The 24,688-nt window shown below is 28.7% G+C and carries 26 protein-coding genes and 4 tRNA genes; 13 read left to right on the top strand and 17 right to left on the bottom strand.

The genetic code is table 11. The annotated features are described in order from the left end of the window. Window positions 1-18: 18 nt before the first annotated feature. Complete coding sequence (hemB, locus tag AC2TY9_RS11715; protein ID WP_489777676.1) at window positions 19-990, bottom strand: porphobilinogen synthase; 972 nt, start codon at window positions 988-990, stop codon at window positions 19-21. Between the two features lie 60 nt (window positions 991-1,050). On the opposite strand from hemB, the gene ribA reads away from it, so the two are divergent. The 10 genes from ribA (at window position 1,051) to AC2TY9_RS11665 (ending at window position 8,909) form a co-directional block, all read left to right on the top strand. Continuing rightward, complete coding sequence (ribA, locus tag AC2TY9_RS11710) at window positions 1,051-1,626, top strand: GTP cyclohydrolase II (protein ID WP_489777675.1); 576 nt, start codon at window positions 1,051-1,053, stop codon at window positions 1,624-1,626. Beyond that, the gene (gene rsmG / locus AC2TY9_RS11705; protein ID WP_489777674.1) at window positions 1,626-2,201 is read left to right on the top strand and encodes a 16S rRNA (guanine(527)-N(7))-methyltransferase RsmG; all 576 of its coding nucleotides are present in this window, start codon (window positions 1,626-1,628) and stop codon (window positions 2,199-2,201) included. The genes ribA and rsmG overlap by 1 nt, the downstream gene beginning before the upstream one ends. Before the next feature lie 4 nt (window positions 2,202-2,205). After that, complete coding sequence (locus tag AC2TY9_RS11700; RefSeq protein ID WP_489777673.1) at window positions 2,206-2,424, top strand: PP0621 family protein; 219 nt, start codon at window positions 2,206-2,208, stop codon at window positions 2,422-2,424. Window positions 2,425-2,432: 8 nt separating this feature from the next. Then, window positions 2,433-2,807: a hypothetical protein gene (locus AC2TY9_RS11695; RefSeq protein ID WP_489777672.1), complete on the top strand. Its 375-nt coding sequence runs from the start codon at window positions 2,433-2,435 to the stop codon at window positions 2,805-2,807. 135 nt (window positions 2,808-2,942) lie between these two features. Next, the gene (locus AC2TY9_RS11690; protein ID WP_489777670.1) at window positions 2,943-4,280 is read left to right on the top strand and encodes a c-type cytochrome; all 1,338 of its coding nucleotides are present in this window, start codon (window positions 2,943-2,945) and stop codon (window positions 4,278-4,280) included. 10 nt (window positions 4,281-4,290) lie between these two features. Beyond that, window positions 4,291-5,487 carry a hypothetical protein gene (locus AC2TY9_RS11685; RefSeq protein WP_489777669.1) on the top strand — a complete coding sequence of 399 codons (1,197 nt, stop codon included), beginning with the start codon at window positions 4,291-4,293 and terminating at the stop codon, window positions 5,485-5,487. Window positions 5,488-5,555: 68 nt separating this feature from the next. Continuing rightward, the gene (locus tag AC2TY9_RS11680; RefSeq protein WP_489777668.1) at window positions 5,556-6,221 is read left to right on the top strand and encodes a response regulator transcription factor; all 666 of its coding nucleotides are present in this window, start codon (window positions 5,556-5,558) and stop codon (window positions 6,219-6,221) included. Window positions 6,222-6,419: 198 nt separating this feature from the next. Continuing rightward, the gene (locus tag AC2TY9_RS11675; RefSeq protein ID WP_489777667.1) at window positions 6,420-6,578 is read left to right on the top strand and encodes a hypothetical protein; all 159 of its coding nucleotides are present in this window, start codon (window positions 6,420-6,422) and stop codon (window positions 6,576-6,578) included. After that, window positions 6,571-8,586 (top strand): glycine--tRNA ligase subunit beta, encoded by a 2,016-nt coding sequence (glyS, locus tag AC2TY9_RS11670; protein WP_489777666.1) that lies wholly within the window; start codon window positions 6,571-6,573, stop codon window positions 8,584-8,586. The genes AC2TY9_RS11675 and glyS overlap by 8 nt, the downstream gene beginning before the upstream one ends. 107 nt (window positions 8,587-8,693) lie before the next feature. After that, window positions 8,694-8,909: a hypothetical protein gene (locus tag AC2TY9_RS11665; RefSeq protein WP_489777665.1), complete on the top strand. Its 216-nt coding sequence runs from the start codon at window positions 8,694-8,696 to the stop codon at window positions 8,907-8,909. A 13-nt stretch (window positions 8,910-8,922) separates the two neighbouring features. Here AC2TY9_RS11665 and AC2TY9_RS11660 read toward each other — a convergent pair. From AC2TY9_RS11660 to AC2TY9_RS11645, 4 genes are all read right to left on the bottom strand, one after another. Continuing rightward, window positions 8,923-8,999 (bottom strand) — tRNA-Thr (locus tag AC2TY9_RS11660). 177 nt (window positions 9,000-9,176) lie between these two features. Further along, window positions 9,177-9,253 (bottom strand) — tRNA-Met (locus tag AC2TY9_RS11655). Between the two features lie 20 nt (window positions 9,254-9,273). After that, window positions 9,274-9,350, bottom strand: a tRNA-Met gene (locus tag AC2TY9_RS11650). A gap of 19 nt (window positions 9,351-9,369) precedes the next feature. Further along, window positions 9,370-9,444: transfer RNA gene (locus AC2TY9_RS11645), tRNA-Gln, on the bottom strand. Window positions 9,445-9,553: 109 nt separating this feature from the next. Here AC2TY9_RS11645 and AC2TY9_RS11640 point away from each other — a divergent pair. After that, window positions 9,554-10,585, top strand: a complete 1,032-nt coding sequence (locus AC2TY9_RS11640; RefSeq protein WP_489777664.1) for a bifunctional 3,4-dihydroxy-2-butanone 4-phosphate synthase/GTP cyclohydrolase II — start codon at window positions 9,554-9,556, stop codon at window positions 10,583-10,585. A 69-nt stretch (window positions 10,586-10,654) separates the two neighbouring features. Here the strand turns inward: AC2TY9_RS11640 and pckA are convergent, their stop codons facing one another. Genes pckA through AC2TY9_RS11620 form a run of 4 tightly spaced genes read right to left on the bottom strand, consistent with a single transcriptional unit; the run spans window position 10,655 to window position 15,667 of the window. Next, a complete protein-coding gene (gene pckA / locus AC2TY9_RS11635) occupies window positions 10,655-12,241 on the bottom strand; it encodes a phosphoenolpyruvate carboxykinase (ATP) (protein WP_489777663.1) in 1,587 nt (528 codons plus the stop codon). A 19-nt stretch (window positions 12,242-12,260) separates the two neighbouring features. Next, window positions 12,261-13,598 carry a sodium ion-translocating decarboxylase subunit beta gene (locus tag AC2TY9_RS11630; RefSeq protein WP_489777662.1) on the bottom strand — a complete coding sequence of 446 codons (1,338 nt, stop codon included), beginning with the start codon at window positions 13,596-13,598 and terminating at the stop codon, window positions 12,261-12,263. A 26-nt stretch (window positions 13,599-13,624) separates the two neighbouring features. Beyond that, complete coding sequence (locus AC2TY9_RS11625; protein ID WP_489777661.1) at window positions 13,625-15,421, bottom strand: biotin/lipoyl-containing protein; 1,797 nt, start codon at window positions 15,419-15,421, stop codon at window positions 13,625-13,627. 6 nt (window positions 15,422-15,427) lie between these two features. Continuing rightward, window positions 15,428-15,667, bottom strand: coding sequence for an OadG family protein (locus tag AC2TY9_RS11620; RefSeq protein WP_489777660.1), 240 nt, complete (start codon window positions 15,665-15,667; stop codon window positions 15,428-15,430). Between the two features lie 318 nt (window positions 15,668-15,985). Here AC2TY9_RS11620 and AC2TY9_RS11615 point away from each other — a divergent pair, with 318 nt between their 5' ends. Then, the gene (locus AC2TY9_RS11615) at window positions 15,986-16,642 is read left to right on the top strand and encodes a S24 family peptidase (protein ID WP_489777659.1); all 657 of its coding nucleotides are present in this window, start codon (window positions 15,986-15,988) and stop codon (window positions 16,640-16,642) included. Here AC2TY9_RS11615 and AC2TY9_RS11610 read toward each other — a convergent pair. The 5 genes from AC2TY9_RS11610 to mobB are packed head-to-tail and all read right to left on the bottom strand — an operon-like array spanning window position 16,639 to window position 21,177. Then, window positions 16,639-17,634 carry a peptidoglycan synthetase gene (locus AC2TY9_RS11610; protein WP_489777658.1) on the bottom strand — a complete coding sequence of 332 codons (996 nt, stop codon included), beginning with the start codon at window positions 17,632-17,634 and terminating at the stop codon, window positions 16,639-16,641. The two genes, AC2TY9_RS11615 and AC2TY9_RS11610, sit on opposite strands and share 4 nt — an antisense overlap. Then, window positions 17,634-19,604, bottom strand: coding sequence for a methionine--tRNA ligase (gene metG, locus AC2TY9_RS11605; RefSeq protein ID WP_489777657.1), 1,971 nt, complete (start codon window positions 19,602-19,604; stop codon window positions 17,634-17,636). The genes AC2TY9_RS11610 and metG overlap by 1 nt, the downstream gene beginning before the upstream one ends. 28 nt (window positions 19,605-19,632) lie before the next feature. Further along, window positions 19,633-19,836: a hypothetical protein gene (locus AC2TY9_RS11600; RefSeq protein ID WP_489777656.1), complete on the bottom strand. Its 204-nt coding sequence runs from the start codon at window positions 19,834-19,836 to the stop codon at window positions 19,633-19,635. After that, window positions 19,826-20,674, bottom strand: coding sequence for a class 1 fructose-bisphosphatase (locus AC2TY9_RS11595; RefSeq protein ID WP_489777655.1), 849 nt, complete (start codon window positions 20,672-20,674; stop codon window positions 19,826-19,828). The genes AC2TY9_RS11600 and AC2TY9_RS11595 overlap by 11 nt, the downstream gene beginning before the upstream one ends. Next, window positions 20,674-21,177, bottom strand: a complete 504-nt coding sequence (gene mobB / locus AC2TY9_RS11590) for a molybdopterin-guanine dinucleotide biosynthesis protein B (protein WP_489777654.1) — start codon at window positions 21,175-21,177, stop codon at window positions 20,674-20,676. The genes AC2TY9_RS11595 and mobB overlap by 1 nt, the downstream gene beginning before the upstream one ends. Before the next feature lie 80 nt (window positions 21,178-21,257). Between mobB and AC2TY9_RS11585 the strand changes: the two genes are divergently transcribed. Then, window positions 21,258-21,746 (top strand): hypothetical protein, encoded by a 489-nt coding sequence (locus AC2TY9_RS11585; protein ID WP_489777653.1) that lies wholly within the window; start codon window positions 21,258-21,260, stop codon window positions 21,744-21,746. Here the strand turns inward: AC2TY9_RS11585 and AC2TY9_RS11580 are convergent. The 3 genes from AC2TY9_RS11580 to AC2TY9_RS11570 are packed head-to-tail and all read right to left on the bottom strand — an operon-like array spanning window position 21,700 to window position 24,688. Then, complete coding sequence (locus tag AC2TY9_RS11580; protein WP_489777652.1) at window positions 21,700-23,139, bottom strand: transglycosylase SLT domain-containing protein; 1,440 nt, start codon at window positions 23,137-23,139, stop codon at window positions 21,700-21,702. The genes AC2TY9_RS11585 and AC2TY9_RS11580 overlap by 47 nt on opposite strands. Then, window positions 23,139-23,417: a YggT family protein gene (locus AC2TY9_RS11575; protein ID WP_489777651.1), complete on the bottom strand. Its 279-nt coding sequence runs from the start codon at window positions 23,415-23,417 to the stop codon at window positions 23,139-23,141. The genes AC2TY9_RS11580 and AC2TY9_RS11575 overlap by 1 nt, the downstream gene beginning before the upstream one ends. Further along, window positions 23,414-24,688, bottom strand: coding sequence for a glutamate--tRNA ligase family protein (locus AC2TY9_RS11570; RefSeq protein ID WP_489777650.1), 1,275 nt, complete (start codon window positions 24,686-24,688; stop codon window positions 23,414-23,416). The genes AC2TY9_RS11575 and AC2TY9_RS11570 overlap by 4 nt, the downstream gene beginning before the upstream one ends.

Genomic DNA, 24,688 nt, shown 5'->3' with positions numbered 1-24,688 from the left:
TTATTTTATACCTTAATACTATTTACTTAATATTTCACAAGCTTCTTTTGCATGGTAAGTGATAATTAAATCAGCACCAGCTCTTTTAAATCCAACTAATGTTTCTAACATAACTCTTTCATAATCAATAAGTCCAGCAGCACCTGCATGTTTTAACATTGCATATTCACCACTTACATTATATGCACAAATTGGAAGATTTGAGTTATTTCTAATATCTCTAATAACATCCATAAAAGCTAATGCTGGTTTAACCATTAAGATATCTGCACCTTGTTTTTCATCTTCAAGTGATTCTTCTAAAGCTTCAAGTCTATTAGCTGGATTCATTTGATAAGTTCTTCTATCCCCAAAACTTGGAGTTGATTCAGCAACATCTCTAAATGGACCATAATATGCACTTGCAAATTTTGTTGAATAAGCCATAATAGGTAAATCTTTAAATCCATTTTCATCTAGTGCTGTTCTTAAGCACTCAATAATACCATCCATCATACCTGAAGGCGCAATCATATCAGCTCCTGCTTTGGCATGAACAATTGCTTGTTGTGCTGATATCTCTAATGTTTTATCATTATCAACTGTCCCTGTTATAGGATCTAAAATACCACAATGTCCATGGTCTGTATATTCACAAAAACATAAATCTGTTACAATAAACATATCTGGAAATTTTCCCTTGATTGCTTTAATTGTTCTACTAATGATACTCTCTTCACATAAACATTCACTTCCTACAGAGTCTTTTACATCAGGAATAGCAAAAAGAATGATTGAATTTAAACCAATTGTTCTAATATATTCACACTCTTTTAAAATCTCATCAATACTCATTTGAAAAACACCAGGCATAGATGATACTTCTATCTTAATATTTTCTCCTTCTTTAACAAATAATGGATATATGAAATCATTTTTTGTTAATGTAGTTTCTTGTACTAAATTTCTTAGAGTTTCATTAATTCTAAGTCTTCTATATCTTTTAAACATTTTATTTACCTTTGTTCGCTATAATCTCGGGTATTTTAACAATTTAAGGTTTAAAAAGATATGAATATAGAAAAGTCAAATATTGCTAATTTACCTACTAAATATGGAAAATTTAAAATAAGAGCTTATAAACAAAATAATCAAGAACACTTAGCAATAATGAGCGAAAACTTCAATGAAATAGAAATCCCTTATGTAAGAATCCATTCAGAATGTTTAACTGGGGATACTTTGGGAAGTTTAAAATGTGATTGTCAAAATCAGTTAGACTTATCTTTGAAGTTTATTGCCCAAGAGGGTGGTTTAGTAATTTATCACCGACAAGAAGGAAGAAATATAGGTTTATTAAATAAAGTAAATGCATATGCACTTCAAGATCAAGGAAGAAATACTATAGAAGCTAATTTAGAATTAGGTTTTGGAGAAGATGATAGAGATTATTCAGTTGTAGAAGAGATATTTAAAGATTTAGATTTAAAAAATATTAAATTAATTACTAATAATCCTAAAAAAATTGACTATGTTGAATCTATTGGTGTAAAGATAGTTGATAGAATCCCTGCAATTACAAAATTAAATAAATTTAATGAACATTATGTAAACACAAAAAAAGAAAAAATGGGACATCTTTTTTAATGTTTGAGAAGAATCAACTAGTTGAGTTTAATCTTGATGATGAGTTTATAAAAAGGTGTGAAACCTTTACCTCCCTTTTAAAACAGTGGGGAAAGGTTCACAATTTAAGTGGAAGCTTAGATGATGAAAGTATAAAAGAGAATATTATTGATTCTATTTATCCTCTTTCATTTATTGATAGCTTTGATAGTTTTGCAGATATTGGAACAGGAGCAGGTTATCCAGGTTTAATTTTAGCTATGGCTAATTCAAAAGCTAAATGTTGCTTAATAGAACCAAGATTAAAAAGAGTTGCTTTTTTAAATTTTGTGAAAAATACTTTAAAATTAAAAAATGTTGAAGTTATAGCAAAAAGAGTTGAAGAAGTAGAAGGTGTAAGTGTTGATTTAATAACATCAAGAGCTGTAACAAATACTAAACTTTTAATGAATATTACAAAAACAATAAAAAAAGAGAATAGTAGTTTTCTTTTTTATAAAGGTTCTTTGTTAAATGATGAGTTAGAAGAAGCAAAAATCAATAATCAAAAAATAGTAAAAAGAAAAGATAGAAACTATTTGTATATAAAGAGGTAATAATATGATATTAAAATTTTTGGCTGTGGCTATAGTTCTTTTTTTAGTTTACATTGTTTTATTTAAAAAAAATAGAGAAAAAAGTGTAAAAAAAGAGGATGAAAAAATAGAAGATATTATGGTTGAGTGCCCAACATGCTCAACTTTTGTATCTAAAAAAGAAGCAATTCTTAGTAATGGACATTTTTATTGTTCAAAAGAATGCTTAATAAATAAAAAATAGGTGGTTATATGATACTAATAGGAGACAGACTTATTCCATATGAAACAATTTCATTTATAGATTCAATAGCAGATATTGATCATACTTTACCAAACTCAACTTTGGTTTTTAATTATGATGAAAATTTAGTTTTATTTACAAGGAAAAATCATGTAAATTGTGCAGTTATTGTTAAAAGTATAAAAGAAGCAATATATTGTAATGCACTAAATTCAAAATATATAATTTGTGATAAAAAATTAGCTAAGAGTGTTCAAAAGATTGCAGAGAATTATATGTTTGATTCTAAAATTCTTGCAATAATTGAAGATGATGATGAAATTGAAAAAATTGCCTTATCTGAAATTGATGGTATTATCTACTCATACTTACTAAATAAATAACTTCTTCTTATATAAGAAGAAGTTACCCCTCCATAAAAACTTTTTTATAACTTTAATTTATATTAAATATTAAACTAACAAAAAATTAACATATTACACTTATAATTTAATCTATATTTTAAATAAGGAGTTTCTATGGATTTAATAGGACAATTTCCGTTGTTTTATTTTCCTGATTATGGAAGTGCTTGGATGATGGGTGTTACAGGAACAATCCATATCTTAGCGTCACATACATCAGTTGGTGCTGCAATGTTATTTGCATTCTTAGCTTATAAAGCTAACAAAGAAAATCGTACTGATCTATACCCATATATGAAAAAGTATGGTATGTTTTTACTGATTTTCTCTTATGTTATTGGTTCAATAACAGGTCCAGGTATTTGGTATACAGCGACAGCTGCAAGTCCCCGTGGAATTAGTGCCCTCATACATAACTTTGTTTGGGTTTGGGCTACTGAATGGGTCTTTTTCGTATACGAAGTAATTGGTGTTTTTGTATTAGTTTATTTTATAGATAAAATAGATAGAAAAACTCATCTTAAATTAACCTATACTTTCGCTATAGCTTCAGTTGGTACTTTAGCCTTAATTATTGGTATTATAAGTTTTATGATGTGGCCTGGAACTGCAGCTTATTATGCAACAGGAAGTGCAAGTGATGCATTCTTTGGATTAAATACTTTCCCTCATATGTTCTTAAGAATTGGATTTATGATTATGCTCTCAGGTGTTATTGGTTTAGTTATTTCAAGTGCTATAAAAAAAGAAAATGAAGAATTATCTGCTGAACTTAGTAAAAAAATGGGTTATGTAAGTTTATTAGGTGGATTTCTTGTAATGTTCTTCTTCATGTGGTATATGGGTACTTTACCTGATAATGCACATGCTGTGTTTAATATAACTAAAGATTCAGTTATTCAAAGTAGAATTATTTTGACAATTATTTTCTCTATTTATTTTTTAATTGCTATTGTTAAACCAAGATTTATAAATACTCCATTGGCAGGAATAATGATATTTGTAATCTTAATCGGAGGAATCTGGCCAGGGGAAAAACTTAGAGAGTCTATGAGAAAACCATATGTTGCAGGTCAATATATCTATTCAAATCAAATTATTAGTAGAGATGTCCCAGGAAAAGGTATAAAAAGTGAGCTTCCAATAATAGCCGAAAAGGGACTTCTAAAAGTTAACCCATTTATACCAGATAATTTAAGAACAATTACAGCTGAAAATAAACTTCAAGTTGGAAAGTTATTAACTAAAATGTCATGTTCAAACTGTCACTCTTTGGAAATTACAGGTGTTTATAGACCATTAAGAGATAGATTAAAAGGTATGGATAAAGAGGCTATAAAATCTATACTTTATGCTATAGGAAGTGGTGGAATGCCGTATATGCCAACACTAAAACTACCAGATGATGAATATGATGCAATTGCTGAATATATTGCATCATTAAAATATTAAAGGAGGATTTATGGATGCATCTGCTTTATTAGCCCTTAGGGACCCAGCTGGGGTACCTTTTTATCCTATTGTATTTCAAGGTCTTTATGTATTAACTTGGGCTTTACATGCCGCATTTGTTTTATTGGCTTTAGGATCAATGGGATTATCGTTATATGGAACACTAAAACAAAAAAGTGATTCAAGTTGGAAAATTTTAACTCCTCATTTAATACAAACAGGAAAAATAAGTGTTTCAGTATTGATTGTACTTGGGGTAGCGCCTTTATTGTTTACTCAAGTAATTTATGATCCAAACTGGTATGTGGCTAACACTTTATCAGGTATGTGGGTATTTATTTTTATCTACACTTTAGTGATTGGTTATATCCTTTATTATTGGTATTATTATGCAAATAAAGCAAAAGAGGGGGGAGGAAAACTTGTAGGTATTATCTCTTTCTTTATTTTAGTATTTGCTGGTTTGTTGATGCACAACTTTGCAGTTACTTCAATTATGCCTAATGACTGGATGAATATGTATGCACCAAATGGTATTGTAGATACTAGCGGTTGGACTTTAAATATTAAACTTGTTAGATTATTATTCTTTGTGAGTTTATCTATACCAGTGGTAGGTATTTTTTTACAAAACTACAGTAGATTCTTAAGTACAAGAAATGATTTTAAAGCTGACTTTATTGAGTATACAGCATCATTAGGTACAAAACTTACAGTTGTTGGTCTACTAATTAGTGCTGTAGTTTTTGTTCTTTGGATGATTTCTATTGGTTATTTAATGCACCCTTTAAGTATATCAATTATTGTAGGTGTAGTAGCTTTATTAATTATATCTTATTCTAATTCAAATAGTTATATTACTACTGGTGTTTTAGTTGTTGTTGCTTTATTAATTTCTGCTCTTAGGGAGCTAATAAGATTTGATATTATGAATAACTTAGGATATAATATTTATGATTATCCAGTAAATTTAGAGATACCATCAATTGTAATGTTCTTGTTAACATTTCTAATTATGGGTGGTATTGGTGTTGCTTATCTTTTAACAATGGCTTGGAAAGTTGGAAAATCTCAAGAACCTGTATTTGATGGTTCAAAAGACAAGGCAGTTACAAAACTAGGTAACTACACTCTTACAATAATGATTACTTGGATGGCTGTTTACTTTGCTTGGGGTATGTTTATTTTATTCAAAAATATACTATAAATTTATAAAAATATATAAAGCTAAAAGGGGTTATTTATCCCTTTGGCTTTATCTTTAAAGATAGGGAAATGGGAACAAAAATACTTTTTTTAGAGGATGATATCCTTTATCAAGATACAATAAAAGATTTTTTAGAAGAAGATGGTTTTATTGTTGATACTTGTTCAAATGGTGAACAATTTTTAAATAAAATTTTTGATGATATTTATGATTTATATATTATTGATTTAAATGTACCAAAAATAAATGGTTTAGAAATTATGAAAATGCTTGCTGAATATAATGACTCAACAATGAAAATGGTTTTAACTTCTATAAAAGATAGTGTAAAAAAATCTTTTGAAATCGGATGCGATGATTACTTGAACAAAAATACAGATGTAGATGAACTTCTTTTAAGGGTAAAAAGCTTAATTAAAAGAGCCTATAACTCTCATTGTGACTATATAGAAATCGCTCAAGATATCAAATATGATCTGTTTAATAAAGAGGTTTATAAGAATAATGAAAATATTGAATTGGACTTAAAATCACATTTTATATTAGATTATTTAGTTAAAAGAAGAGGTCAATTTGTTTCAAGTTTTGAATTAGAAACAAGTAGCTACCCTTGCAATAGTAAATCTAAATCAAATGTAATAAGATATCATATTTGGAATCTTAGAAATAGAATTGGTAAAGATATAATAGAATCAAAGAAAAGTATTGGATATAGATTAAAGCCACTTTTTTAAGTGACTTTAATTAGTTGGTTAGTAGGAGGTGTTCAAACAATTTGTTATTTGTTTGAATCAATTAAATTATATATTCATAGTGTTAATTTTTTATTAGTTTTTTTAAAACTATATTCTTTATTTTTAAATCTTTCTTACCGAAAAATAAGTAATTATTAGTTATCATATTTGCCTTTAATAAATACCATTAGGATTAACTTGAAAGAGATTTTAGACGTAATTATACTTATATTATTTGCCTTTATGATTTTTATGTTTATAAAAGGATTTAATAAACAACAAATAGATAAGCATACAAAAAAAATAAATAAAAATGAGAAAACTGATAGCAAGAAGAAGGAACCTGTAAATGAATAAACCATTATTAATAGAGATTGGTGTTGAAGAATTACCAGCAATCCCATTCTTAAAAGAACTACCAAATATTGAAAAGAAATGGGCAAATATACTAGAAAACAATAGATTATTATGTGATTTTGATTTCTTTTATACACCAAGAAGATTAGTGTTATGGCATAGAGAATTTCAATTAAAACAAGAAGACTCAGTTGAAGAAATGTTTGGAGCACCTGTTAAAATTGCTTTTAAAAATGGTGAACCAACAAAAGCAGCAATTGGTTTTGCAAATAAATGTGGTGTAGATGTTTCAAAGCTAGATAGAATTGACCAAGGAAGAGGGGAAGTATTATATTTCAAAAAAGAAGTAGCAGGTACAGATTCTAAAGATTTATTAAATGATATGATTAATGAATTTATCTCTTCTTTAAATTTTGGTAAATCAATGAGATGGGCAAGTAGAACAGATAGTTTTATTAGACCTATAAGATCTTTATCTATTATGTTAGGTGAAGAGATTGTTGATGCTGAACTTTATGGTGTTAAATCTTCAAATTATTCTTTTGCCCATAGAATGGTTTCATATGAACCATTTACTTTTGACTTTGCAGGTGATTATTTCTGTAAGTTGGATAAAAATGGTGTAGTTTTATACCCAGATGATAGAAGAAAAACTATACTTGAACAAATGAAAAAAATTGAAGTAGAAAATGATATTAAAATCGAAATAGATACAGAATTACTTGAAGAAGTTGTTGCAATTACAGAATATCCAACTGCGTTATTGGGAAAATTTGATGAAGAATTTTTAGAGTTACCTGAAGAGGTTATTGTAACTTCAATGAAAGAGCACCAAAGATATTTTGCAGTTTATAAAGATGGTAAATTAACAAACAATTTTATTGTTGTGTCTAATTCAAAAACTGAAGATTTTTCACAAATTATTGCTGGGAATGAAAAGGTTTTAAGACCAAGACTTGCAGATGGGATGTTTTTTTGGAAAAATGATATAAAAAATGGTTTATCAAATGAAGGACTAAAAAAACTTGTTTTTGTTGAAGGTCTAGGTTCAATGTATGAAAAGGTTCAAAGGGAAGCTAAAATAGCTTCTTTTTTAGCTGATACTTTTAATATAAAAGAAAAAGAACTATTAGAAAAAGCTGTATATCTTGCAAAAGCAGACCTAATGTCTGAAATGGTTTATGAGTTTACTGAACTTCAAGGACTTATGGGATACTACTATGCAAGAATTGCAGGTGAAGATGAAAAAGTTTATACGGCAATAAAAGAGCAATATTTACCAGATGGTGAAGATTCAGAATTACCATCTACAAAGTTTTCATCAATTGTAGCTTTATCTTATAAACTAGATAACCTTTTAGGATTATTTTCAGTTGGAAAAATACCTAGTGGTTCGAAAGATCCATTTGGTTTAAGAAGAGCTGCTGCTGGTATTGTAAAAACTGCAATTGAGCACAATCTTCCAATTGATTTAGGTCAAATAATTGATAAATTAAGTTCTAACTATAAAGGCTTAGACAAAGCTCAATTAGTTGAATTTTTCAATGAAAGATTATTTAAAATCTTTGATGTCAATCCTTCTGTTATTAAAGCAGTTCTTGGAAGTGGAGAAACAGATATTTATGAAATATCTCAAAAACTTTGTGCTTTAAATCCTATTGTTCTAAGTGATAACTTTAAAGAATATACAGCAACATTTAAAAGGGTGGCAAACATCATTAAAGACTTAAATGTATCAAAAGAATTAACTATTAATGAATCTTTACTTGAGGATGATGCAGAAAAAGAACTTGTATCAAAATTTAATGAAGTTATCTCAAATGAGTACTCAAGTTATGAAGAGGAATTAGATGCTTTATTTGCTCTAAAACCACAACTTGATAATTTCTTCGATAATGTATATGTTAATCATGAAAATGAAGAGATAAAAATAAATAGAAAAAATACTATTGGAAAAGTATATCAAGCATTCAAAAAAATAGCAGATATCAAAGAAATAACTATATAAATTAAATTTAGAGCCTTTTTGGCTCTAAAATACACTTTTTTAATCTAAATCAACAATTCTTTAAACTTTAATTTTGTAAAATTTAAAAAAAAATTAAAGGTATTATAATGATTAAATCAATTACAACAATTTTAATTACAATATTTGTTCTTACTGGATGTGCAACATGGAAGGGTGTAAAAAAAGATTCTTCTACAGCTTGGGATGCTACAAAGAAAACATCAAAAAAAGCATGGAGTGCAACAAAAGAGGGTGCTAATGAAGCTTATGATTCTACAAAAGAAGTTATACATGAAGCTACAGCTGACAAAGAGGGTGAATAACTAAAATTAAAAGTGGAGCTGGTGAAGGGAGTCGAACCCCCGACCTGCTGATTACAAATCAGCTGCTCTAGCCAACTGAGCTACACCAGCACCATATAGAATTGTTACAACCCATCTAATTTATTTAATAAGGAAATTAAATTAACTATCTATTCAATAATTTTTTTCAGCATATAATATAAAAAAATGATTTCGATAGGTTGAAACTGAATTTAGAAGAACAAAAAAGAAAAGTCTGTCCAAACTTGACGATTACAAGCTTTTACATGGTGTCAAGAGAGAGACTTGAACTCTCGACCTCCGGCTTATGAGACCAGCGCTCTAGCCAGCTGAGCTACCTTGACCTAAGACTTCTTTTTTGAATTGGTTGCGGAAAGTGGATTTGAACCACTGACCTTCGGGTTATGAGCCCGACGAGCTACCTAGCTGCTCTATTCCGCGACCTAAAAACACTTAAAAGTGGATGGGGTAACAGGACTCGAACCTGTGAATGACGATACCAAAAACCGTTGCCTTACCACTTGGCTATACCCCAACTTTTTAAGTGACGAAATTATAGTAAAATTGTATATATTTGTCAAGGGTTTTTAGTGGAAATTTTAAAATTTTTGATATAATTTAAAAAAACAAAAAAAAGAAGTAAAATGGATGCAATACAAAGAGTAAAAGAAGCAATTGAAGAGATTCAAAAAGGTAACATGGTTATCATGTTAGATGATGAAGATAGAGAAAATGAGGGTGACTTAGTTTATGCTGCACCTTTAAGTAGCCATGAAAAGGTTAATTTTATGGCTACTTATGCAAAGGGTCTTATTTGCGTATCTGTAACTAAAGATACTGCTATTAGATTAGAACTTAACCCAATGGTAAATTCTAATACTTCATCTTATGAAACAGCTTTTACAGTTTCAGTTGATGCAGCTGATGCTGCAACAGGAATTAGTGCAGGGGAGAGGGATGATACTATCAAGATTCTAGCAAATCCTATCTCAAAAGCAACAGAACTAGTAAGACCAGGACATATCTTTCCTTTAATTGCAAAAGATGGTGGAGTTTTAGTAAGAACAGGTCATACAGAAGGAAGTGTTGATTTATGTAAACTAGCAGGATTAAGTGGTGAAGCAGTTATTTGTGAAATCATGAAAGAAGATGGAACTATGGCTAGACGAGATGACTTAGATATCTTTGCTCAAAAACATAATTTAAAACAAATATATATATCTGATTTAGTTGAGTATCGACTATCTCATGAAACTTTAGTTGAAAATATTTCAAGTGAAGAGATTCAGTTTTTTAATACAGAAGTAAATAAAAAAGACTTTAAAGATCATTTAGGACAAATACATACAGTAATTCAATTTGGTGAATTAACTGATATTACACATGTAAAGTTTCATACAGTAATTCCAGATATAAAACTTTTTTTAAATGATGAAAAACTTCATTCAATGTTAAAAACAATAAACTTTTTACAAGCTAAAGGTGGTTTATTGATATTTTTAAATGACGATATTGCAAACAAAGAGTCACAAAAAGATTATGGAATTGGTGCACAGATTTTAAATAGTTTAAATGTGAAGAAAATTAAACTAATGACAAGTGGAGGGAAACATTCTTTTGTTGGATTAAATGGATTTGGTTTAGAAATCAAAGAAGAGATACAAATAGAGTGTTAATAAATTTTTATATGTAATAAAAAAAGGGGTAGGAATCAAATCCTACCCCTTTTTTTATAATGTTTTTATTTAAACGTTAAGATTAGGTCCAGCAGAAGTGAAATCATAATCATTTTCTAGAGTTAAATACTTTTTAGAATAGTTTTCAATATACATTCCTGCAAGTTTTAATGCAGTTTCATCATAAGATTCTTTATCTTCCCAAGTATTTCTAGGGTTTAATACTCTTGTTTCAACACCATCAAGTGTTTTTGGGATTTTAAGATTAAAAATAGGTAATGTTTCAAAGTCTGAATTTTCAATTGAACCATCTAATATTCCATCAATACAAGCTCTAGTATTTTTAATGCTCATTCTAGAACCAATACCATAAGGACCACCAGTCCATCCTGTATTAACTAAATATACATTTACTCCATACTCATCAATTTTATCACCTAATAATTCTGCATAAACTGTAGGGTTTAGTGGTAAGAACGCTTCACCAAAGCAAGACGAGAATGTTGCAACAGGCTCAGTAATACCTCTTTCTGTACCAGCAACTTTTGCAGTATATCCACTTAAAAAGTAATACATTGCTTGTCTTTTATCAAGTTTAGCAACTGGTGGTAAAACACCAAATGCATCAGCACATAAGAAAATGATATTTTTTGGATGATCACCTCTCATATCTTTCTTATGATTATCAATATGATTAATTGGATATGAAACTCTTGTATTTTCAGTCTTACTTCCATCTGTATAATCTACAACACCATCTTCATCAGCTACAACATTTTCTAAAATTGCACCTTTTTTGATTGCTCCAAAAATTTCAGGCTCTGATTTCGCGTCAAGATTGATAACTTTTGCATAACAACCACCTTCGAAGTTAAATACACCATTATCATCCCAACCATGCTCATCATCACCAATTAATGCTCTATTTGGATCTGTAGATAAAGTTGTTTTACCAGTTCCCGAAAGTCCAAAGAATAAGGCAGTATCACCATCTTTACCAACATTAGCTGAACAATGCATAGGAAGTTTACCCTCTAAAGGTAGCCAATAATTCATCATTGAGAATACACCTTTTTTCATCTCACCAGCATACCAAGTACCACCAATAAGTGCAGTGTTTTCTTCAACATTGAATACTACAAAAACTTCTGAATTTAAACAATGACTTGCATAAGCCATATCAACAGTTTTGCATGAGTTATAAACTGTAAATTCAGGTTCAAAGTTTTCTAAATCCTCTTTTGGAGGCACAATAAACATATTTTGAACAAAATGAGCCTGCCAAGCAACCTCAGTAATAAATCTTACAGATTTTCTACTATCTAAAGAAGAACCACAATAAACATCAGTTACATAAAGGTCTTTGTTGCTTAATTGTTTTTTAGAAACTACTTCTAAATCTTCATATACTGCTTTTGTTACTTTAAAGTTAATATCACCCCAAGCTATATATTTATTTGAAGGATCTTGATTTACAAAAAACTTATCTCTAGGACTTCTTCCTGTAAAGATTCCAGTATCAATCATTAAAGCACCAGTTGAAGAGATTTTAGCCCCTTCATTTTCTACAGCATGTTGAATTAATGTATCAACATCAAGATTTCTATACACTGTTTCAACGTTCTCTAGCCCAAGTGTATTTTTGATTTCAGACATTTTTTTCCCTATTCTTTTTTTATTTAAATATTGATAAAAGTACACCAGCTGCAACAGCAGAACCAATTACACCGGCAACATTTGGCCCCATAGCATGCATCAATAATACATTTGACTTATCATACTCTTGTCCAACCTTACTTACAACTCTTGCTGCCATTGGTACCGCAGAAACACCAGCTGCACCAATTAATGGATTTACTTTTGTATCTTCAGAACTAAATTTATTCATAATTTTTGCCATAATAACACCTGCTGCTGTACCCGCAGAAAATGCAATTAAACCAATAACCATAATCCCTAATGTCTCTAATACTAAAAATTTATCAGCAGCTAATTTAGAACCAACTCCTAAACCTAAGAATATTGTTACAATATTTATTAATGAATTTTGCATTGTATCACTTAATCTCTCAACAACTCCTGATTGTTTTAAGAAATTTCCAAATGCAAATGCTCCAATTAGAGGTGTTGACTCAGGTAAAAATAAAATTGCTAAGAATAAAATTAAAATTGGTAAAAATAAATTCTCTAATTTATTTACTTTTCTTAATTTCGGCATTTTAATTTTTCTTTCTGCCTCAGTTGTTAAAGCTTTCATAATTGGTGGTTGAATTACAGGTACAAGTGCCATATATGAATATGCAGCAACTGCAATAGCACCAAGCATTTCAGGAGCTAATCTATTCGCAATAAAAATTGATGTTGGGCCATCAGCCCCACCAATAATTGAGATTGCAGATGCAGATTGTAAGTCAAAACCTAGTGCAACGGCACCAACTAATGATCCAAAAATACCAAATTGAGCAGCACCACCAAGGATTGCAGATTTTGGATTTGCAAGTAATGGAGTAAAGTCCGTCATTGCACCAACACCCATAAATATTAGAAGAGGGAAAAATTCATTTGCAATCCCCATATTATAAATAATTCCTAACATTCCATGAACACCACCCATATCTGCAAGTGGAACATTTGCTAATAGTCCACCAAAGGCAATAGGTAAAAGTAATAAAGGTTCAAACCCTTTTGCTATTGCAAGATAAAATAGAACAATCACAATTGCAAACATAATAAGTCTACCCCATGTTTGTTCAAATGTAGTCATAACTCTTACATCAGCAGGGTTAGGTTCAGAAGTCATTACATCATCACTTGGATTTATAATTGCATTAATCCCTGTCGTCTCATAAAATGATTTTGCTAACTCTGAAATTGATTTTGGCTTATATTCATGTTTTACTTCTTCTGTTCCATTTTCAGTAACTACATCATGTGCAGGTGCACTAGCTAATAGTGTTGAACTAAAAATAGAGATGAAAAATAAAAACATTATTGCCATTATTTTTTTATTCATATAAAATACTCCGCTTCCTAACATTATTAGCTAATTGTTGCTATTGCTTCACCCTCTTCAACAGCATCACTTGGGTTTTTAAGAACAGCAGAAACAGTTCCACCACAAGGAGCTTCAACTGGAATTTCCATTTTCATTGCTTCTAAGATAGCAATCTCTTGTCCTTGTTCAACTTTGTCTCCAACTTTTACATGTAATTTCCAAACATTTCCAGCTACAGTTGCAGGAACTTCTGCTCCACCAGCTGGTGCACTTGAAGCCACAGATGCATCTGATTGTGCAACAGGTGTTACTTGAATATCAGCATTACCTTCTGCAATACTTACATTGAATTTTTGTCCATCTACTACTACTGTATAGTTTCCAGTTGCGTTACTCATACTGTTATTATCTCCCACTTTCTTATCGTTTGAATTTTTATTTTTTCTAACACTTAAAGGACCATCACCTTTTAAGAATGCAATCCCTTTTTCATCACAAGCTGCTGCAATAAATATATTTTCTTCGCTTGTTTCGATACCTTCTTCTTTTAATCTACCTTCCCAATAAGACATTGTTTTTTTCTCATCTCTATCAGCAATATCTAATGGATTTTCAGAAGTTGGTTCAAGTTTTAGTTTTTCCGCTGCTAATGCAACTACTTCAGGATCAGGTTGTACTGGTGTTTTCCCAAAATATCCAAGAACCATTTTCCCGTATCCTGGTGCAATTTGCTTCCAAGGACCAAACATTACATTTGCATATGCCTGTTGCCAATAAAATTGAGAAACAGGTGTTACTGAAGTACCATATCCACCTTTTTCAACAACTTCTCTCATAGCTTTAATAACTTTCGGAAATTTATCTAAAGTTCCGTTATCTCTCATCATTTGTGTATTTGCAGTTAATGCTCCACCAGGCATCGGTGAGAAAGGAATTAAAGGTGAAACCTGAGTTGCTTCAGGTGGTATAAAATAATCTTTTAATTGATCATTTAAAACCTCTTGATATTTTAAGATTTTTTCAATTTCTAATCCACCTAAATCATAATTCATACCCTTAACGGCATGCATCATAGTAAGAATGTCAGGTTGTGATGTTCCACCTGAAACAGGGTTAGCAGCTAAATCAATTCCATCAGCACCTGCATCTAATGCAGCAAGATAACAAGCAACAGAAACTCCCGCTGTTTCATGTGTATGTAATCTTATATGTGTATCTTCTCCAACTAAACCTCTTGCCATCTTAATTGTATCAAATACTTTTTGTGGTGATGATGTTCCTGAAGCATCTTTGAAACAAATTGAATCAAAGGGAACACCGCTATCTAAGATATTTCTTAATGTCTTTTCATAAAAAGGTACATCATGTGCACCTTCACAGCCTGGAGGTAAATCCATAAGTGTCACAACAACTTCATGATTTAAGCCATATTTTTTAATACATTCAGCAGAATATTCTAAGTTTTGGACATCATTTAATGCATCAAAATTTCGAATTGTAGTTACACCATGCTTAGCAAACATTTTTGCGTGCATTTCAACTAATTCTCTAGAACCAGTATCAAGCATAACTGTATTAATACCTCTAGCTAATGTTTGTAAATTAGCATCAGGACCTACAATCTCTCTAAATCTGTCCATCATCTCAAAAGCATTTTCTTGTAAGTAGAAAAATAAAGATTGAAATCTTGCTCCTCCACCAAACTCAAAGTGTGTAATTCCCGCATCTTTCGCAGCTTCTACAGCCGGAAAGAAGTCATCCATTAAAACTCTACCCCCAAAGACAGATTGAAATCCATCTCTAAAAGTAGTATCCATGACATCGATATATTTTTTAGCCATATTAAGTTAACCTTTTAGATTTTTGTGATGTTGTACAGCAGCTACAATAGCAGCCATTTTTGCAGTGTTATTTGAAGTATTTGCAGCTTGTGGTTTTTTTGGCGCCGCTTTTTTTTCAGGAAAATATTTAGCAATAATTTTTGCCTGAAATTTTAATGCATATACCATGACTATTAAGAATGAGAATACAATCCCCATACCTAAAACCATAAACTTCAATGCCTCAGCAATTAAGTTAGTTTCCATATTACTCCCCGTGGTTACCATCGTGTAATTTAGTATTACTATTTTATATTAAATATGCTTTAGTAAAATTTATTTTCACCCCTAAATTAGAGAAATTTTGGAATTTTAGTCAATGAAAAAAATTATAAAATTTTGTTACCACATTTAAGTAAAAAATTATCAAAAGTATGAAGTATTTTTATAACATTGCTTGTTGCTTTTTCTATTTTTTGTGACATTTTCTATCCTTAATTAAATAATATGTCAAATTCTATACTTTTTTTTCAAATTACTTGAAAAATATTGCATTTTGTAATATAATATGAAAAAGGAGCAGATATGTTACAAGTTTTTGAGATAATTGAAAAGTTAAAAGACATTTTAAGTAAAGATGGAAAATGTGGGAAAGTATTTGATAAAGATGTTGCAAGTGCTCTTGATTTGAGTCAGGTTAATTTTGCAACTATGAAAAATCGTGGGAAAATACCATTTTCAAATATTTTAGATTTTTGTGCACAAAAGAAAATTTCAATAAACTGGTTACTTTACAATCAAAATCCTGGTTCATTAGTTGATTCAACAGATAAGTATTGGATTAGATATTATCCTGAAGTAAATGTTAGTGCAGGTGGTGGTGCCTATGAAAGTGATGATGCATATGAGAGTTTAGAAGTTCCTCCATATTTTATAAATATGTTAGGTGGAAAAGAAAATTTAAAAAACATCGATGCAATTAATGTAGTAGGGGATTCAATGGAGCCAACATTAAATAGTGATAACATTATATTTATTGATAAAACAAGAAATGATGTTTCTAGGGATGGTATTTATGCCTTTACTACAAATCATGGACTTTTTGTAAAAAGAATCCAAAGAAGAGTTGACGGAAAATTAGATGTAATTTCAGACAACAAAGATTATCCAACACAAATATTAGATAAAAATGAAGTCTTTATTGTGGGTAAAGTGGTTAGTAGTTTTGGTATGATTTATTAAAGTAGTGATGGTTCGTTAGCTTCTTTTGAAACTTGTTCATAAAGTTCATCGTAGCTAACACCAATAAAATAAACTGCATTAAAAGTATTTTTCTTTAAAAATTCTTTTAAATCACATAATGAATTAATAAAAGTATAGTCAATATCTCTATTATCATCAATCTCGTTAGTTGTTAAGTAGATAATTTTTGCATAATTGTATTTTTTTTCTAAATATTTAACTTCTCTTAAAACTAATTCATCATCATTTTGGGCAATTAAAAATTTATCACTTCTTCCATAATCTATAGGGCTTATTAATTTGTCAACAAATATAGGTTTTAAATTATGGAATTTTTTTAGTTTATTTAAATCTGCATCAAAACCTAAGTAACTATAAACATCTAAAAACTCTGTAACATATAAACTTGAAATTTTAATTTTTGAAAAATATCTTTCTTGAAAAGAGAAACTTGTTTCAAAAATTGAATGTTCAATTAAGTTTTTAATTTCATATTCTTTTGTATTGAAATTAAAATTAACAGGATAGATGTTATCAAGTATATTTTTATCTAAAGATATTATTGTATCATTTTCTTCTATTTCATCAATTAGTTTGAAAAATTTTGTCAAATCTTTAGGAACTATTTTTATATTTGTATGAACTGTAGATTTTAAAAGAATTTTAAATAAGTCGTAACTAACATTATTACAATAAAAAGCGTTTAATCTTTTATTTGATAATAAGTATCTTACAAGTTTTACAATTGCATTATTCATAGACTCAACAAAAATCCATGCAATTTCATTGTCGCTAATAGAAACTTCTTTATTAACTATAACTGCAAAGGCACCATTTTCTATGGCTAGTGGAATATCTTCATCATTTTTTACAATGAATAAGTCACCTTCTTTTACTTTTTTAGGATTGGTTTTAATTGAATATATAAATGAGATTGATGGATGATTTAATAATCTTCCATCAACTATATCTAAAATAGAGGTAATTTGCACTAGCTTATTTTAGTCCCAGATTTTTTTGGTGTTTCAGGTCTAACTAGAGATAAACCATTTTCATCACGTGCAGCCATTAACATACCTTCACTTATCATACCCATAAGTTTTGCAGGTTTTAGGTTTGCAACAACACATGCTTGAGTTCCAACTAAATCTTTTGCATCATAAAATTCTTTTATTCCAGCTAAGATTTGTCTGTTTTTCCCTTCACCTAAATCAACTTGTAGTTTTAAAAGTTTTTTAGATTTTGGCACTTCTTCTGCCTCTACAATTGTTCCAATTTTTAAACTTGTTTCAAAAAACTGATCGATAGTAATTAAGTTATCACTCTCTTCATTTGTATCATCTTTTTTTTGTTCTTTTTTAGCTTTTGATTTTTCTTCTGGTTCAGATTTTGAAACATCAGGATTACTTGCTTGCTCTAAAAGTACTTCTTCAATTCTTGGAAAAAGTTGTTCAACTTTTGTAATTGTAGTTTCAGATAAAAGCCCTTTATCTTTTATAAGTTTATTATAAGTTTCTGTATTGATTTCAATTCCTAAAGATTTAGAAATCTTTGAAATTTTTTCTGGCATTACTGAATCTAAAAGTAGGGCAACTTTAGCCATAATATTTGTAATTAATGCAACTAAAGCCATAGCTTCTTCAGTTTTACCTTCTTTCATTTTAGCCCATGGCTCATAATCACCAATAGCTTTATTCGCAATTGTTAATACTTTCCAAATATCTTCAAGATATCTATTTAGTTGCATATTAAATATATAACTTTCAACATTTTCTAAAATTTCATTAACTTCATCAAGCTCTTTTTTATGGAATTTTTCAACATCTACTGAATCTATTTTAAAATCAAAGTATTTTCCACTCATACCAGAAATTCTATTTAATAAATTTCCTAAATCATTTCCTAAATCTGAGTTAATTCTATCCATAAGTGCTTTTTGAGAAAAATCTCCATCTTGACCAAAAGGAACTTCTCTTAACATAAAATATCTAAATGCGTCTAAACCATATGCATCTGCTACTTCTTTAGGGTTTACAACATTACCTTTTGATTTAGACATTTTTTCACCATCTCTTGTCCACCATCCATGGGCAGCAATGTGAGTTGGAAGAGGTAAGTCTAAAGACATTAAAAATGCTGGCCAATAAATAGCATGGAATCTAAGAATATCTTTACCAACAAGTTGAACCTTTGCAGGCCAATAGTTCATATTCTCTTCTTTATCACCATATCCTAAGGCTGTAATATAGTTTAATAGTGCATCAAGCCAAACATACATAACATGTTTTGGTTCATTTATAGATTCTGGTAATTTTACACCCCAATCAAAAGATGTTCTTGAAATAGAAAGGTCTTTTAATCCACCTTTTACAAAGTTTACAATTTCATTCTTTTTAGATCTTGGTAAGATGCAATCTTCATTTTCTTCATACCACTTAATTAATTTATCTTCATATTTAGACAATTTAAAAAAGAAGCTTTCTTCTTTTACTATATTTGTAGGTTTACCACAATCAGGGCAAAACTGTTCATCAACTAATTGTTTTTCTGTAAAAAAAGTTTCACAAGATACACAATAAAAGCCTTCATATTCACCTTTATAAATGTCACCTTTATTGTACATTGTTTCAAATGCTTTTTGAACACCAATTTTATGCTCTGTATCAGTAGTTCTAATAAACTTATCATATGAAATATCAAAATCATCCCAAAGTGTTCTAAACTTTCCTGAAATCTCATCTGCATACTCTTGAGGAGTTCTCCCTCTTTGTTTTGCACTTTGTTCAATTTTTTGACCATGTTCATCAGTACCTGTAAGAAAATAAGTATCTAATCCAGTTAATCTTGAATATCTTGCAAGCATATCTGCAATTATAGTAGTATAAGCATGTCCGATGTGTGCAACATCATTTACATAATATATTGGAGTAGTAATATAAACATTTTTACAGCATTTTTCCATTAATTTACCTCTTTGTTATAATTATTAATTAAAATTCAAATCCACCGCCAGAGCCTTTATTCATAGACTCATAAACAGCAATAACATATTTTTTTCTAAGCTCACATTCAAAAAACTTACTACAAGGTGTACATGAGCTTAGATTATTAGATTTTTGACATTGATTAACTTCTTCAAACTTTAAATCAAGCTTTAAATCCCATTCATCTTTGTGGTTCTTTTCAGCTTGCATATTGCTTGTAAACTTCTTTTACTTTTTCTACTTCTGATTTAGAACCAAAAAAACATGGTGTAGTATCGTGAATATGAGTTGTTTCAACTTCTAAAACTCTTTTAAAACCATCTGTTGCAGCTCCACCAGCTAATTCATAAACAAGCGCAAAAGGGAATACTTCAAATAGTTGTCTTAATTTACCTTTTGGTCTATCAGTGGTTGCAGGATATGAGAATAATCCTCCACCTTTTAATAGTATTTGATGTAAGTCAGGAACCATACCACCTGAATATCTTAAATAATATCCTTCATCAAACATATCTTTTAAAAGTTTTTTATGTTCTGTTGGCCAAAACATTTGAGTTGAACCAGTAGCATTTAAATTACCTTTAAAATCAAGTTTTATATCTTGAACATAATGAAAAATACCACCATTTAATCTATACATTTTTACAGAATCTTCTGCTGCAACTACCATTTCTATTCTTGGTCCAAAAACAACATATATAGCTGCAATAATATTTTTTGATGTGAAGTCATTTTTATAAATACCATAAATTGAACCAACTGAAAGATTAACATCAACTAATGATGAACCATCTAGTGGATCATAAGCAATTAAATATTCACCATCTTCATGTAAAGGAACAATTGCTTCTTGCTCTTCACTAACAATCTCTTTAATAGAAGGAATTTCTTTGAAAAATTTTTCTATAATAATATCACTTGCAATATCAAGTTTTAATTGTGTGTCACCAGTAGAGTTTTCATTTTCACTTTTACCAGTATCTCCCTTATCAATAACTTTTTTTATTTCAATACTGGCTTTTTTTATTGCTTCAATTATATCGTTCATTATACCCTCTTTGCATTTTTTTCAATCCATGAGATAACCTCTTCTGGATTGTTTAAGTCTAGTTTCTCAATATTGTTAGGAATATCATTAGCACTTATTGTTGAATCATGAGCAATAGCATCGGTAACTGGGAAATAAGTCTCGTCAAGTTTATTTCTAAAGACTGAAATTCTTGGAAGAGGTAGAGTTTTTAAACCCTCAACCAATAGATAATCAAAATCACCAAAAAGTTCAATCATCTCATCAATAGTTGATGTTGTTTGTTTAAATAAAGTTGTTCTTGTGGGACTTACAACTGCAACATTTGCACCTGTTTTTGTGAACTTATCACTATCTTTCCCTTCTTTATCAAATATAGCTTTATCTTTTGGATCATGCTTTACAATACATACTTTATAACCATTTTGATTTAGTATATTTGAGACATTAACTACTAATGTAGTTTTACCACTATTTGAAGGCCCGCTAAATGCAACAGCTAGTTTCTTATAATTCTTATCCATGAGGCTGATTTTACCCAAACCATGGTTAAAGTAACTTTAGTGTAAAATTTCAATTATTAAATATTTGGAGATATACTTTAATGAGAAAAAATATATTAATTTTTACGTTAATAATTTCATTTGTTTTTATTGGATGTTCAAAAAGAAATGATTCATTGAAAGGTTTTAAGAACAGTAATCAAAGTCCTATGGCAATACAATATACTAAAAAAAGAGATTTGTCTTATAATGATTCATTAAAAGCGATGGTTTTTGCTACATACTTAAATAAAGCTTCTAAAAAATATGAAACTAATAAATTAGATAGTTTTGTTGTTGGAATTCATATTACAAACCAACAAAACCATGATTTAATAAAAAATAGATTTGAAGTTACTTTAAATAATGATAAGCCAAAAACAATGGTTAAACTTCCTAACGATTCAGATATAATTGAAATCATTCCTCTAAAAAACCAATGGGCAGAATATTATTTAATACATTTTGATAATAAAAAAGATATTACAAAACTAAATTTAAAAATTACTCATCCTGTTTATGGAGTGGTTTCATTAAATTTTCAAAAATAGAGTTTAAAGATATTTTATCTTTACTCTTTTTTGTTAAAGAATTATAGTATAAAACATAATACATTAAAAAGTTTTTCTTTTCTTCTAGATTATCTTTTAGTAATAATTCTAAAGATATGAAAGGTTCTAAATCCTTTGATTCAATTTTTTCAAAATCTATCTTTATCCCATCAAAAACAATAGATATAAGTAAAGGATTTTTGTATCTATTTTCAATATTTGAAATATAAATATTTGCAAATTTCAAGTTTTCATCAAGATTAAAATAGTCTATTTTTTTATTTTCACCTTCTAGAGCTAAAAGATTAGAAATTGAATTAATTAAATCAACTTTTAATTGGAATATTCCAATTTCGAAGTTTTTAGAAATCATGTTTGTATCAAAATTTGATTTAGTTTTAGCCAGTGAATAAAGTAGGGCAATTCTTTTTGTATCATAATCTTTTTTTTGCAAATCTATATTTTCAATTTTAGTTAATAATGTATCGAAATCAACACTTTTTTTAGCAATTTCAATTGCATTATATGAATAAAAGTTTAACTCATTACTATTTAAAAGATTATTTAAATAAATTTCATCTTTTGTAATTTTATATAGCCAAAAATTGATTTTATCTATCTCATATTGAGAATTTGTTTTTAAAAGTGCATTATTAAAATAAATAAATGCTTGGTTGAAATTATTTATTTTTATATTACTTAATCCAAGAAAAAAAGATGATGTAAAATTCAAGTCTTTATCATCAATTTCTAAAAGAGAATTATTTAAATTGTTTAATTTAGAATCAGTTAGAGAAACTTTCAAAAATTGATTAAATTTTTCTTTATCATTAAAAATCTTTTCAAAACTTCTTTTTGGTAATTTATAATTAAAATATTTCTGTCTAAATTCTTTATTAACATTTAAGAATATATCATATAAATTGTCTTTTTTCTGAATAATTAGTTTTGTAAAAGGGATAGCAGCAGAGACAACTTTTAATTTGTTTAAAAAATTAGGGTATTTGTCCTTGACTTTTTGTTTGATTAGATCAAACTCAATTGCAGACAATTTTGACAGTTTTCTTGTATCTAAGCCTAAAACAATACAATCTGCATAGGTATTTAATAAATCTTTTGTACTCATGTTCATACATTGTGCAACTGCAAAAGTTTCATCATGATTATACTTTTTAGCAAAATTAAAAAACAATTCATTATTCATATTATCAAGTAAAGATAAACTTTCATAAGCTATTTCTGAAGTGATATCTTTTTTTAATAATTCATTTATATAAAAATCTCTTTTTATACCTTTTTGAATCGATTTAATCTCTTCAAACTCTTTTGAAAAGTCATTATTGTTTGCGTAAGAAAGTATTGAAAAGAAACATAAAAAAAGAATGTATCTCATTAGATTCCCATAAATAGTCTACCAAGGAATGTTTCTAGAAAAAGCAATACTAAAATTACAATTAATGGAGCTAAATCCATTCCACCAAATACTGTGGGAATAAATCTTCTAACCAATGCATATGCAGGTTCTGTTAGCCTGTAAAGCATTTGAACAATAGGGTTGTATGGATCAGGTCTTACCCAAGATATTAAAGCTGAAATAATAATAACCCATTTGTAAAGTGTAATAACAGATAGTATTACTGTAAAAACCGATCCTAAAAATGCATCCATCATTTTATAATTTCTCCAATATAGTTTTTAATTAATGGGTAAATATCATTTATATCTGGCCCATTTTCACTCCCTAAAATTAAATAAGAGATTGTTTTCTTAATCTCATTTTCTTTTAGACTAGTGTTGTTTTCAATATATTTTTTTAATTCATTAAAATCATTGAAAAAAGGTGCACTTTTCATGCAATTTTTTATCTCTAAAATTTCATTTTTTAGAGCATTATTCTCTTTTTTATTTTGAAAAATTAAAGTTACTTTATCTTTTAGGTCTTTTATTGTGCTAACTTCATTTAAGAATAGCTTTGCAAGACTTCCTATATCAGAATCAGCATAAGATAAGATTTTTGATAATCTTAAGTTATCCATTAGCTCAATATGTTTTTTGTTTATCTCTTTTAATTCATCAATATCAAAAACAATATTATCGTTAATGATATTTTTTACATCAAAAGATTTTATAATATCTTCTAAAGAAACTATTTGATTATTAATTTTTAAACTTATGATCATTAAATAGTTTGCAATAGCACTTGGTAAATATCCTTCATCAATAAACCACTTAAGATTATTTAAAGACTGATTGTTTGATATCATTGGTAAATGTAAATAATCTATTTTGGTATCATATGACAATAAAGCTCTTGTATAAGTTTCTCTTGCAGAGTTTATTGACTCTTCATCTCTTAAAACAACAGTTGAGATATTATATAACATATCATCAATTGCACTTGCATAAACTTTTTTAGGCATTTTATCATGCGCTAAAGCAATATATGAATCAATTTCATAAGGTTCAAAAACAAGTTCACCTTTTAATAGATCATTGATAGTTACTTTATTTTTTGGTTCTTTAATTCTAACTGTAAAAGGTGCATTACAATTTAAAACAGTCTCATCAGATAAAGTTGAACAAAAACCATCATATCTATCAGGTTTATTTTCTTTTTTTGCTTCCTCTTTTAGCTCATTTAGTTTTTCATCAGAACAAAAACATGCAAATGCTTCTTTTTTAGCCATTAACTGCATAATGATTTTTTGATGGTATTTCAAATTTTCACTTTGATAAACTACTCTTTCATGGTCAATTGAAAATAGATTTAAAAGTTCAAGTATCTCTTTTTCTATATTTTCAATATTGTTTTGTTTATCTGTATCATCAATGCTAATTAATAAAGGTTTGTCTAATTTTTTTGATAAAATATAATTAAATATCCCAATTCTCAAAGTTTCAATATCTAAATGTTTAGTTGCGCTAACTCTAAATCTTACCAA

This window comes from Arcobacter sp. ISO1 (genome assembly GCF_058105185.1).
This window is presented reverse-complemented; position numbering and strand designations above follow the sequence as displayed.

Coding starts and splice junctions, on each gene's coding strand:
- AC2TY9_RS11685 (WP_489777669.1), top strand. CDS start 4,291: ATGGATGCATCTGCTTTATTAGCCCTTAGGGACCCAGCTGGGGTACCT.
- AC2TY9_RS11690 (WP_489777670.1), top strand. CDS start 2,943: ATGGATTTAATAGGACAATTTCCGTTGTTTTATTTTCCTGATTATGGA.
- AC2TY9_RS11700 (WP_489777673.1), top strand. CDS start 2,206: ATGATATTAAAATTTTTGGCTGTGGCTATAGTTCTTTTTTTAGTTTAC.
- AC2TY9_RS11575 (WP_489777651.1), bottom strand. CDS start 23,417: ATGATGGATGCATTTTTAGGATCGGTTTTTACAGTAATACTATCTGTT.
- AC2TY9_RS11620 (WP_489777660.1), bottom strand. CDS start 15,667: ATGGAAACTAACTTAATTGCTGAGGCATTGAAGTTTATGGTTTTAGGT.
- AC2TY9_RS11640 (WP_489777664.1), top strand. CDS start 9,554: ATGGATGCAATACAAAGAGTAAAAGAAGCAATTGAAGAGATTCAAAAA.
- hemB (WP_489777676.1), bottom strand. CDS start 990: ATGTTTAAAAGATATAGAAGACTTAGAATTAATGAAACTCTAAGAAAT.
- AC2TY9_RS11580 (WP_489777652.1), bottom strand. CDS start 23,139: ATGAGATACATTCTTTTTTTATGTTTCTTTTCAATACTTTCTTACGCA.
- AC2TY9_RS11595 (WP_489777655.1), bottom strand. CDS start 20,674: ATGAACGATATAATTGAAGCAATAAAAAAAGCCAGTATTGAAATAAAA.
- AC2TY9_RS11630 (WP_489777662.1), bottom strand. CDS start 13,598: ATGAATAAAAAAATAATGGCAATAATGTTTTTATTTTTCATCTCTATT.
- metG (WP_489777657.1), bottom strand. CDS start 19,604: ATGGAAAAATGCTGTAAAAATGTTTATATTACTACTCCAATATATTAT.
- rsmG (WP_489777674.1), top strand. CDS start 1,626: ATGTTTGAGAAGAATCAACTAGTTGAGTTTAATCTTGATGATGAGTTT.
- AC2TY9_RS11615 (WP_489777659.1), top strand. CDS start 15,986: ATGTTACAAGTTTTTGAGATAATTGAAAAGTTAAAAGACATTTTAAGT.
- AC2TY9_RS11600 (WP_489777656.1), bottom strand. CDS start 19,836: ATGCAAGCTGAAAAGAACCACAAAGATGAATGGGATTTAAAGCTTGAT.
- AC2TY9_RS11585 (WP_489777653.1), top strand. CDS start 21,258: ATGAGAAAAAATATATTAATTTTTACGTTAATAATTTCATTTGTTTTT.
- glyS (WP_489777666.1), top strand. CDS start 6,571: ATGAATAAACCATTATTAATAGAGATTGGTGTTGAAGAATTACCAGCA.
- pckA (WP_489777663.1), bottom strand. CDS start 12,241: ATGTCTGAAATCAAAAATACACTTGGGCTAGAGAACGTTGAAACAGTG.
- AC2TY9_RS11695 (WP_489777672.1), top strand. CDS start 2,433: ATGATACTAATAGGAGACAGACTTATTCCATATGAAACAATTTCATTT.
- AC2TY9_RS11680 (WP_489777668.1), top strand. CDS start 5,556: ATGGGAACAAAAATACTTTTTTTAGAGGATGATATCCTTTATCAAGAT.
- mobB (WP_489777654.1), bottom strand. CDS start 21,177: ATGGATAAGAATTATAAGAAACTAGCTGTTGCATTTAGCGGGCCTTCA.
- AC2TY9_RS11665 (WP_489777665.1), top strand. CDS start 8,694: ATGATTAAATCAATTACAACAATTTTAATTACAATATTTGTTCTTACT.
- ribA (WP_489777675.1), top strand. CDS start 1,051: ATGAATATAGAAAAGTCAAATATTGCTAATTTACCTACTAAATATGGA.
- AC2TY9_RS11625 (WP_489777661.1), bottom strand. CDS start 15,421: ATGGCTAAAAAATATATCGATGTCATGGATACTACTTTTAGAGATGGA.